General features: G+C 47.0%; 8 protein-coding genes and 1 riboswitch. Of the genes, 4 read left to right on the forward strand and 4 right to left on the reverse strand.

Going from position 1 to position 9,986, the window contains the following annotated elements; genetic code table 11:
• The first annotated feature begins 386 nt into the window (after positions 1–386).
• A complete protein-coding gene (locus tag SIN01_RS12470) occupies positions 387–1,577 on the forward strand; it encodes an NAD(P)/FAD-dependent oxidoreductase (protein WP_010023225.1) in 1,191 nt (396 codons plus the stop codon).
• Between the two features lie 82 nt (positions 1,578–1,659).
• Here the strand turns inward: SIN01_RS12470 and SIN01_RS12475 are convergent, their stop codons facing one another.
• From SIN01_RS12475 to rpiA, 4 genes are all read right to left on the reverse strand, one after another.
• Positions 1,660–2,964: an O-acetylhomoserine aminocarboxypropyltransferase/cysteine synthase family protein gene (locus SIN01_RS12475; RefSeq protein ID WP_047035245.1), complete on the reverse strand. Its 1,305-nt coding sequence runs from the start codon at positions 2,962–2,964 to the stop codon at positions 1,660–1,662.
• Positions 2,965–3,088: 124 nt separating this feature from the next.
• Positions 3,089–3,190: riboswitch (SAM riboswitch) on the reverse strand.
• A 220-nt stretch (positions 3,191–3,410) separates the two neighbouring features.
• Positions 3,411–4,907, reverse strand: a complete 1,497-nt coding sequence (locus tag SIN01_RS12480; protein WP_010026721.1) for an aldehyde dehydrogenase family protein — start codon at positions 4,905–4,907, stop codon at positions 3,411–3,413.
• 126 nt (positions 4,908–5,033) lie between these two features.
• On the reverse strand, positions 5,034–6,002 hold the full coding sequence (locus SIN01_RS12485) for a Gfo/Idh/MocA family protein (RefSeq protein WP_010026724.1): 969 nt from the start codon (positions 6,000–6,002) through the stop codon (positions 5,034–5,036).
• Positions 5,995–6,699 (reverse strand): ribose 5-phosphate isomerase A, encoded by a 705-nt coding sequence (gene rpiA / locus SIN01_RS12490; RefSeq protein ID WP_010026726.1) that lies wholly within the window; start codon positions 6,697–6,699, stop codon positions 5,995–5,997. The genes SIN01_RS12485 and rpiA overlap by 8 nt, the downstream gene beginning before the upstream one ends.
• A gap of 260 nt (positions 6,700–6,959) precedes the next feature.
• Here rpiA and SIN01_RS12495 point away from each other — a divergent pair, with 260 nt between their 5' ends.
• From SIN01_RS12495 to SIN01_RS12505, 3 genes are all read left to right on the forward strand, one after another.
• Positions 6,960–8,168: an NRAMP family divalent metal transporter gene (locus tag SIN01_RS12495; RefSeq protein ID WP_047035249.1), complete on the forward strand. Its 1,209-nt coding sequence runs from the start codon at positions 6,960–6,962 to the stop codon at positions 8,166–8,168.
• Between the two features lie 73 nt (positions 8,169–8,241).
• Positions 8,242–9,003: a LamB/YcsF family protein gene (locus tag SIN01_RS12500; RefSeq protein ID WP_010027615.1), complete on the forward strand. Its 762-nt coding sequence runs from the start codon at positions 8,242–8,244 to the stop codon at positions 9,001–9,003.
• 17 nt (positions 9,004–9,020) lie between these two features.
• A complete protein-coding gene (locus tag SIN01_RS12505; protein ID WP_010027616.1) occupies positions 9,021–9,818 on the forward strand; it encodes a putative hydro-lyase in 798 nt (265 codons plus the stop codon).
• Positions 9,819–9,986: the final 168 nt, after the last annotated feature.

The following is a 9,986-nucleotide window of genomic DNA, read 5'->3' on the forward strand; positions in this document are numbered from 1 at the left end:
AACTTGAAAAACGTGAAAATGTGGGATTTTGCTTTGAATAAACGGAAAACCTCCCCTTATTACCCCCGAAACGCGCTCCATTCTGCAGATAACTGAAAAAACTCCGCTTATTTTTAATTAAGGACCAGAATGCTTAATGAAACAGAAGTGGAGGAATGGAGATCATTTTTTATTCGCTCAAAAATGTCTAAGAACCCCTCATTTAGATGCGAGACCCCGCAGATTCCTGCCTGGTTGAGGAGGCTTGCGGTGCGCCTGATTTTCTAGATTTATATTGAAAGCGTTTACATTTTGGGCTACAATAAAAGAGGGAAATGTGAATAATTTGTGACAATCTCCTGTTTGCTTGGATGAGTTCTTCAAGATCAATTGAGGAGTGATTGGCCATGAGAAAGCGAATCGTTATTTTAGGAGCCGGGTATGGAGGACTGCGTACGTTAAAGAGACTGCAGAGGATGAAACCGAACGCCGAACTGATTCTTATTGATAAAAACGACTATCATTGCGAGAAGACATCGCTTCATGAAGTTGCAGCCGGTACAGCAAATGCTGATGAAATCTGTTATTCGTTACAGCAAGTCATCGATCCAAAACGGACACAATTTATTCAAGATACCGTTTTGCGTGTGGATCGGGAGTCGCGGAGGATTCAGTTAAAGGAGCACAAGCCAATCTCCTATGACTATCTAGTCATCGGACTCGGATTTGTACCTGAGTATTATGGGATTGAAGGGATGGACCGTTTTGGGCTTGCTATTTCCGACATTCCCTCCGTGATCAGAATCCGCAACCATATCGAGGATCAATTTAAAGCGTGGACTGAAGACCAGCGCTCGGATCGATTGGTGATTGCGGTCGGGGGAGCCGGATTTACCAGCTTTGAATTTCTCGGAGAATTGACACAGCGCATTCCGGAATTAATCACGCGCTATCAAGTAGATGCTAAACAGGTTCGGATTGTTTGCATTGAGCCAACGCCAAAGGCATTGCCGATGTTCAATCGACAGCTTGCTGCATATGGATCGCGCAAGCTTCGCAATCGCGGTGTTGACTTTTTAATTGGACGCGTGTGCGGATTTGATGGAGCGAAGATTTATTATCGTACGAAGGAACAGGTTCAATCGTTAAAGGCGGGCACCTTTGTTTGGACGGGCGGCGTCAGTGGGAGTGCAGTTGTCCGTGATTCAGGTTTTGAAGAGCGGCGCGGCCGGGTGCGTGTCATGGATGACCTATCGGTTCCGGGTCATCCGGAAATACTGATTATCGGTGATTGTTCTGCGGTGATTGATCCAGGCAGCGGGCAACCTTATCCGACAACTGCTCAAATCGCACTGCAGCAGGCAGATTGTGCTGCATACAATGTTAAAGCAATGCTGGACGATCGGCCGACAAAGTCGTTTGTTTTCAAGTTTAAAGGGACGGTTTGTTCACTTGGACGCGATGATGCGGTTGGAGAGGTTATGGGCAAAGGCTTAAAAGGCCGTCCGGCATCCGTGATGAAAAAGGTTATTGAAAATCGTTCACTGGTAAAGATCGGCGGGGTTGAAACCATGCTGAAGAAGGGCAGATTCAGTTAGGCCGCAGTCATAATATAAGGGAGCCTGCGTATGCAGACTCCCTTATTCAATAACCCCCGTAAATGTAACGCATCTCTTTTTTTTATTTTGCTTCAACTGTTTCTGGAATTTTTGCAAGTGCTTGATCCAGATCGTAGATAATATCGTCTACGGTTTCTACGCCGATGGATACCCGAATCAGTTCAGGTGTTACACCGGTAACCGCCTGTTCTTCTGGTGTCAGTTCTGCATGTGTGGTGCTTGCCGGATGAATGATCAGCGACTTCGCATCAGCAACATTTGCGAGCAAGGAGAAGAGCTTCACGTTATTAATCAGTGCTTTGCCGGCTTCACGGCCTCCTTTGACGCCGAATGTAAAGATCGATCCGGCGCCTTTTGGAAAGTATTTTTTCGCAAGGTCGTGGTACGGGTTATCTTCTAGGTCAGGATAATTGACCCATGTGATTTTCGGATGGTTGTTCAAGTATTCAGCGACCTTGCGCGCATTCTGAACATGGCGTTCTACTCGAAGCGAGAGCGATTCAAGGCCTTGCAGGAATAAGAAAGCATTTTGCGGGCTGATGGTTGCACCGGTGTTGCGCAGCAGCTGAACACGCGCCTTTGCGGCAAAGGAAGCCGGAGCGAGGTCTGCGTAAACTAAACCGCCGTAGCTTTTGTCCGGTGTCGTAAAGTCCGGGAACTTGCCGCTTGCACGCCAGTCGAATTTTCCGCCGTCTACGATGATGCCGCCGATCGCAGTGCCATGCCCGCCAATGAATTTTGTAGCGGAATGCACAACAACATCGGCGCCAAATTCAATCGGACGAACAAGGTAAGGTGTACCGAATGTGTTATCGACGATCAGTGGAATATTGTATTCATGAGCAATGTTCGCAACGGCTTCAATATCAAGGATGTTGATTTTCGGATTTCCGATTGTTTCACCGTAAAGCGCTTTGGTATTATCCTGAATCGCATTGCGGAAGTTTTCCGGATCATCCGGATCAACGAAGGTCACATCGATGCCGAGCTTTTTCAAGGTCACGTTAAACAATTCATAGGTTCCGCCGTACAATGTCGACGCTGCAACAATGTGATCGCCGCTGTTTGCAACATTTAAGATCGAATAGGTGATTGCTGCGAGTCCTGAAGCGGTTGCTAGTGCGGCAGATCCGCCTTCAAGCTGAGCGACACGCTGTTCAAAGACATCCTCGGTAGGATTCATAATTCGTGCATACACGTTACCCGGTCGTTTCAGTTGGAAAAAATCGGCTGCTTCATCCGCATCCTTAAAAACAAAAGATGTTGTTTGGTAAATCGGCACTGCACGTGCGCCTGTTGCAGGATCAGGCACCTGTCCTGCGTGGACCTGCAACGTTTCAAATCCATACTTGTGTTCTTCTGCCATGTGAATCGCTCCCTTTGTTCATTTCGAGTACATTAAATAAAATCTTAGAAGAAGGTGCGTGAGCAGATGATGAAAAAGCCGCTTCTCGCAGACTATTGAGAAGCGGCTTTTATCGCCGATGCTAGTCTTATCTGCCAGAAATTAATCTGCTGGAATTAACACCATACACTGATGTGCTGGTTGTCGGGCTTCTCAGGGCCAGTCCCTCCGCCGCTCTTGATAAGATTTATTTAATTGAATTTAGTTTAGCTTCGTGAGTAGAATTTGTCAAGATAAATTGAGTAAAAAGATAGGAATAATTATATTTAAGAAAAACTCAGTTGCCGATGCACTGTTCAATTGCGTGACCACGCGGCCTATCGGTCTGAATGGCAAAAAAGAGGGACTCATTGTGTCCATAGACAGGATGAGTCCCTCTTCTTAAATTGAGCCGTACTTGCTCAAAATTAATAAAGACCGTCGACGTCTTCTTTGGTACTGATATAAATATTCTTGGTTTGCGTGTAAGCATCGAGAATGCTCTTGTATGTTTCACGTCCGATTCCGGATTTCTTATAGCCACCAAACGGAGCGCCGGCAGGGAGCTGGTTGTAGGTGTTGACCCACATGCGTCCGGTGTGCACGCCGCGAGCGACACGCAATGCTTTGTTAATATCCTTTGTCCAAACTGCACCGCCAAGACCGTAATCTGATTCGTTCGCCAGTTTAATTACTTCATCGGCATCTTTAAATTTAATCACGGTTGCAACCGGTCCAAAGATTTCTTCCTGGGCAATGCGCATGGTGTTCTTCGCATCTACAAGCAGGGTTGGGGCCATGAATACACCTTTATCAAGGGTGTTGTCTGTCAACTGGCAGCCGCCGGTAACAAGTTTTGCGCCTTCGTCCTGGCCGATTTTTACGTAATCAAGAATTTGACTCAGTTGATGTTTGTTGACTTGAGCGCCCATTTGAACGCCATCTTCCCAAGGGAGGCCGACTTTTACTTTTTCGAATGCTTCTTTCAAAGCGGCTACAAATTTATCATAGATACCTTCTTGAATGAAGATTCGAGAACCGGCGCAGCATACTTGACCTTGATTGAATAGAATACCGAGTTGTGCACCTTCAATGGCACGTTCCCAAGGGGCATCGTCGAAGAAGATGTTCGCCGATTTGCCGCCAAGTTCGAGTGTTGCCGGAATGAGCCGCTTTGCGGCTGCTTCGGCAACCTCGTAACCAATCTGGGTGGATCCGGTAAACGCAAGTTTCGCAAATCCTTCGTGGTGCAGCATGTAGTCGCCTGAATCCGATCCGCGTCCGGTGATCACGTTCACAACACCGGCAGGAAGGGCTTGATCAAGGAGCTTCGCGAGTTCAAGCAAGCTGAGCGATGTTGAGGACGATGGGTGGATCACGACCGTGTTACCCGCGGCAATCGCCGGTGCAATCTTCCAAGCTGCCATCAGCAATGGGAAGTTCCAAGGGATGACTTGGCCGACAACCCCTAATGGTTCTTTTAAGTTAATTGTTAATGTATTTTCATCCAGAGCGTTTGCTGTGCCTTCTTCAGAGCGGATGACGCCTGCGAAATAGCGGAAGTGGTCGGCACTCGCCGGAACATCAATGTTAGTTGTTTCCCGGAGTGGTTTGCCGTTATCCAGCGTTTCAACAAGTGCAAGATGATCGGTGTTTTCGTCGATCAGATCGGCAATTTTCAGCAGGATGGCGCTCTTTTCCTGAACGCTGGTATCTTTCCATGTTTCAAAAGCCTTTGTCGCTGCTTCAACTGCAGCGTCTACATCGGCATGGCTAGCATCAACGAATTCAGTCAGCTTTTCACCGTTGCTTGGGTTATAGCTTGCGATCTTTTTGCCTTCGGAGCCTGTGACCCATTTTCCTCCAATATATAACTTATATTCTGAATCTACTGCGTGTTCCAGGACTGTGTCTTGAATGCTCATTGCACATCTTCCCTTCAAGTCAGAATTTAGTGTAATTAATATCACAGGTATATTGTAATACAGACGTACAAAAATTAAAAAGAAAACGCTCTCTAATTTTGAAATTTATGATTGGAGCACTCTGCCTCATTCAAAGGGATAACGGATCCCCCATTGATCACGGATGTTGGTCATCATCTGCATGACATCATTTGTCAGACGCGCGGTATGTTCCGTGATCGCTCCGCTGACCGCGGCATTCATGTGATCATATTCATAAACCATTGCCTTCTCGGTACTGCCGGCTTTGATTACTTCAGTGCGACCATCCGGATAAGTGAGGGTTGCTTGGTCTGCTCTTGGAAAGTTATCCACGGTAATGTAGGCTTTATCGCCGGTCACAATACCGCGTTTCGGCAGCTTTGCGCGCATGGTTAACGTGACGACCGCCATCTCGTCATCCGGATTTTTTAAAATAATCCCGGATTGTTCGTCGACACCGGTCTCAAACGGTTTAACCGTTGTTAAGATTTCATCTGGCTGACTGGTTAAGAAGAAGCGTGCAAAGGAGAGCGCATAGGTACCGATGTCGAGCAAGGCGCCGCCGGCAAGATCCTTATTAAAGAAACGATTCGAGACATCATAGGGTTTCAGGCTACCAAAGGTGACGTTGACCATCTTCAGGTTTCCAATTGCACCATTTGCGATTCGTTCTTTTATTTTTTGATACAGCGGCATATGGTAAATGGTCATCGCTTCCGCGACAATCAGTCCTTTTTTCTGAGCCAAAGCCAGAACCGGATCCAGTTGTCTGCTGCTTACGGTAATCGCCTTTTCACAGAGCACATGCTTACCGTTTTCCAGACATTGAAGCAGGTAGTCGTAGTGGTGGGAGTGCGGGGTTGCCAGATAAATAATATCAATGGCCGGGTCATGCAGCAGATCGTTGTAGCTACCGTAAGCATGCTTGATGTTGTGCTGATCGGCAAATGCTTGAGCACGTTCAATATTTCGTGAGCCAACTCCGTAAATTCCACGGCCGTTTGCTTGCAGTGTTTGTGCGAATTCAGATGCAATGGCTCCGGGACCAATGATGGCCCAATTTAGTTCACTCATGGATGGTCACCTCTTGAGTCGATTTGTTCAGCCACTTTATGCCGTCTTTGCCGGCGATCAGTGCCTTGGTCGCAACATTAACGAACAAAGATGTATCAATCACGCCACGAATAGATGCCAATTCACGGTTTAATTGACGAATGTTACGGACATTTTGAAAAAAAACATCCATTAGTGGGTGGCCGTTGTCGGAGATCGTGAATCCGTCTTTTCCTTCGCTTTGACGCATGACCGGTCGGCCGCCAAGCTGCTTGACTTGATGCGTGACATAGGCCTGCGCTTCGGCTAAGAGTTCAAGTACAACGGGCTTTTCAAACGTAAGTGTGGGTGCATACTTGGATTGATCCACGAGCAAGATATACTCGTCTGCCATTGTCGCAATCAATTTTTCCAGTGTATGAATGCCTCCACCGCTTTTCAATGCGTTTAACTGTTCATCAACCTGATCGCAGCCATCAAAAGCGAGATCAATGTGGTCGACCGCTTCAGTGTGAAGTACGGTGAGACCGTTTGCCAGACATAGCCGTCTTGTTTGCGTTGAAGGCGTGACGACTTGGATGTTTCGCTCGGGTTTTTCTTTAATGAATTGGATTAAATGACGAATCGTGCTGCCGCCGCCAAGGCCAACAATGGAATGATCAGGAATCAGAGCCAAAGCTTTTTTGGCACATTCCCGTTTTAGATCTGTTTCGCTCATGTTTACCCTCCCCACCACTCGCACATATGTGCACAAGATAAAAATATGTGCGTTGTGTACGGTGTAAGTATACTACGCGAATACCCATAGTTAAACTATTTTGTCTGCAATTCTGAAGATCGGTGTTACCTTATTCATTTTATAGGATAAAATGGTGACTTTTCGGTGGTTTTTATATTTTCCGAAAATTGGTTTGAAGATTTTTATAACTATAGTGTATAATTGTTATGTCATGATATCTGACAACTAGGAGGAGTTCCATGCTTAATCATAAAAAGGCGTTTAGTGTTGCGATGGGCGCAGCTTTTCTTATGGCTATGTCGGCTGTTGGCCCAGGTTTCTTGACGCAAACGGCTGCATTTACATCGCAAATGGGCGCTGATTTTGGATTCGCCATACTTGTTTGTATTCTTGTTGATATTGGCGTTCAGCTCAACATTTGGCGGATTATCTGCGTTTCCGGAAAACGGGCACAACAGATTGCCAATGAATTGGTACCGGGTCTCGGTTACGTGCTCACGGCATTAATTGTCATTGGCGGTTTGACTTTTAATATTGGCAATATAGGCGGTGTTGGTCTTGGTTTTAATGTACTCTTCGGCATTTCTCCAGAAAATGGTGCGTTAATTGGTGGAGCGATCGCGTTAATTATTTTCCTTGTTCGCAATGCTCTGATTGTCATGGATCGCACGGTTCAAGTCCTTGCGGTTGTAAAGGTGCTGCTCATCATCTTTATTGTTGCAATCAGCTCGCCTCCAGTTGGACAAGCTGCGCTTCATACCATCGCGCCTTCGCATATTGACTTTTATTCAATTGTGACGATCGTTGGCGGTACGGTTGGCGGCTACATATCCTTTTCAGGTGGACATCGACTGCTAGAAGGCGGACTTAAAGGAAAGGAAAGTATTCGTTACATCAATCAAGGGGCATTGACCGGCATTGGTGTGGCATCGTTTATTCGTGTCCTGCTTTTTCTTGCCGCACTTGCGGTCATTGCAGAAGGATTCAAGCTTAATCCGCTTAACCCCGCTGCAAGTATTTTCAGTGCAGCAGCCGGGAATTTTGGCTATAAATTTTTTGGGCTGATCCTTCTAGCTGCCGGAATGACCTCAACATTAGGTTCAACCTTTACTTCGGTGTCTTTCTTAAACTATTCGACAGACAAGGGCACCGAGAGCATTTTTCATAAATTGCGCCCGTTCTTAATTATTTTCTTCATCGTTTTCTCGACGGCTGTTTTTTATTTTATCGGCCGCCCGGCGAAGATACTGGTCATTGTCGGAGCAATTAACGGCCTGATTCTTCCTATTGCTCTAGCCATTTTATTGGTCGCTGTAACGAAGAAAAAGATTATGGGCGAGTTGTATAAGCACCCGTTATGGCTGACCATTTTCGGATGGATTATTGTTGTCTTTATGGCTTATGCCGGTGTTGAATCAGTGATTAAAGGCTTTTCATCACTGTTCTAAGGGAACGTTCAGCTGCATTCGGTGCATAGCTTTTCAATGAATCAAGTCGATGAATAAAAGGAAGGGACAGAGAATGAATCAAGTTGATCTGAATTGCGATTTGGGAGAAAGCTTCGGGCATTATGTGATTGGGAATGACGAGGCAGTGCTGCCGCTTATTTCATCGGCAAATGTTGCTTGTGGTTTTCATGCCGGCGACTATTCGGAAATGCGGCGCACGGTTCTTCGCGCAAAAAAGAATCGGGTGGCCATTGGTGCACATCCCGGATTGCCGGATCTAAAAGGGTTCGGCAGGCGCGAGATGGATATAACTCCGACTGAGATCTACGATATGATCGTGTATCAAATCGGCGCACTCCAAGCCGTTGCCGCAGCGCAGAAGGTTGATTTAAATCATGTGAAGCCGCATGGTGCATTGTATCATATGGCCTCCGATCAAAAAAAATATGCGGATGCTGTGGTTCAAGCGGTAGGTGACGTCGCCCCGAATCTGCTTCTGTTTGGTATGGACGGCACCTATCTGACGGCTGCCGGCGAGAACGCGGGCCTTCATGTCGTTTATGAAGCGTATGCGGACAGAACCTATCAGCCCGACGGTTCATTAACGCCAAGGTCTCAGGCGGATGCACTGATTACAGATACAGATCAGGCACTTCAGCAAGTGCTTGAGATGCTTCATGAGGGAACGGTCACAACTGTATCCGGTCGGAAAACCAAGGTGCGTGCAGAAACGATTTGCGTCCATGGCGATGGGGCTGCCGCACTTGCATTCGCAGCAACGATACGTGAAGCATTGCAAACGCGAGGAATTAAGATTGATTCTTGGAAAAAATAACGGTGAGGGTGAGTGGGATGAATGAATTATCTCTTGCTGATCGGACGCCGTCTGAAGTTCGCGCTTTGATACGCAATGGAGTGTGGGCGCGCCCGACCAGTGGTCTTTCAAATGGGTATGCGCAAGCCAATCTCGTCATTTTGCCTCAAAATATAGCTTATGACTTTTTATTGTTCTGCCAGCGTAATCCCAAACCTTGTCCGCTGCTGGAAGTACTGGATACAGGCAGTCCGTTTGTGAAACAACTGGCAAACGGTGCGGATATACGGACGGATATTCCCAAATATCGCATCTACCGTCATGGGGAGCTGTCTGAAGAGGTAGCAACGATTGGGGACTACTGGCAAGAAGATTTTGTTTCTTTTCTGATTGGCTGCAGCTTTAGTTTCGAGCAGGCATTACTTGAAAATAATCTTCCAGTCCGGCAAATTGAAGAACAATGCAATGTGCCCATGTATCGCACCAACATTGCCTGCGCCCCTGCCGGCGTGTTTTCCGGTCCCGTCGTCGTCAGTATGCGGCCGATGACGGAAAAACAAGCCATCCGGGCGGTACAGGTGACCAGCCGCTATCCCTCCGTCCATGGTGCGCCGATTCATTTCGGCAATCCAGCTCAGATCGGGATCAGCGATCTGGCACATCCGGACTTTGGCGATCCGGTGCCGATTCGGGATGGAGAGATTCCGGTCTTCTGGGCTTGCGGCGTAACGCCGCAAGCAGCGGTGATGAACAGCAAACCGGAAATTGCGATTACGCATGCGCCGGGCCATATGTTCATAACGGATCAAAAAGATACAGCGTACAGTATTCTATGATACGCTTGACAACATGCTTTGCGGCAACAAGCGGAAGCGACAAAGAAATGGATGACGGATGATCATGAGAACTTGCTGTTTTCGGCAAGTTCCTTTTCTTACACTGGTAAGAAAGGATAGAAAATAAAAGATTTAAGGAAACGAGTGTAAGTGGTTCGTAGAACGCCG

Origin of the sequence: Sporolactobacillus inulinus (genome assembly GCF_006539285.1) — a bacterium.
Classification (GTDB): Bacteria; Bacillota; Bacilli; order Bacillales; family Sporolactobacillaceae; genus Sporolactobacillus; species Sporolactobacillus inulinus.

Excerpts from the sequence above, each read along its gene's own strand:
- SIN01_RS12475 (WP_047035245.1), bottom strand. The coding sequence starts at position 2,964 with ATGGCAGAAGAACACAAGTATGGATTTGAAACGTTGCAGGTCCACGCA.
- SIN01_RS12500 (WP_010027615.1), top strand. The coding sequence starts at position 8,242 with ATGAATCAAGTTGATCTGAATTGCGATTTGGGAGAAAGCTTCGGGCAT.
- SIN01_RS12505 (WP_010027616.1), top strand. The coding sequence starts at position 9,021 with ATGAATGAATTATCTCTTGCTGATCGGACGCCGTCTGAAGTTCGCGCT.
- SIN01_RS12485 (WP_010026724.1), bottom strand. The coding sequence starts at position 6,002 with ATGAGTGAACTAAATTGGGCCATCATTGGTCCCGGAGCCATTGCATCT.
- SIN01_RS12495 (WP_047035249.1), top strand. The coding sequence starts at position 6,960 with ATGCTTAATCATAAAAAGGCGTTTAGTGTTGCGATGGGCGCAGCTTTT.
- rpiA (WP_010026726.1), bottom strand. The coding sequence starts at position 6,699 with ATGAGCGAAACAGATCTAAAACGGGAATGTGCCAAAAAAGCTTTGGCT.
- SIN01_RS12470 (WP_010023225.1), top strand. The coding sequence starts at position 387 with ATGAGAAAGCGAATCGTTATTTTAGGAGCCGGGTATGGAGGACTGCGT.
- SIN01_RS12480 (WP_010026721.1), bottom strand. The coding sequence starts at position 4,907 with ATGAGCATTCAAGACACAGTCCTGGAACACGCAGTAGATTCAGAATAT.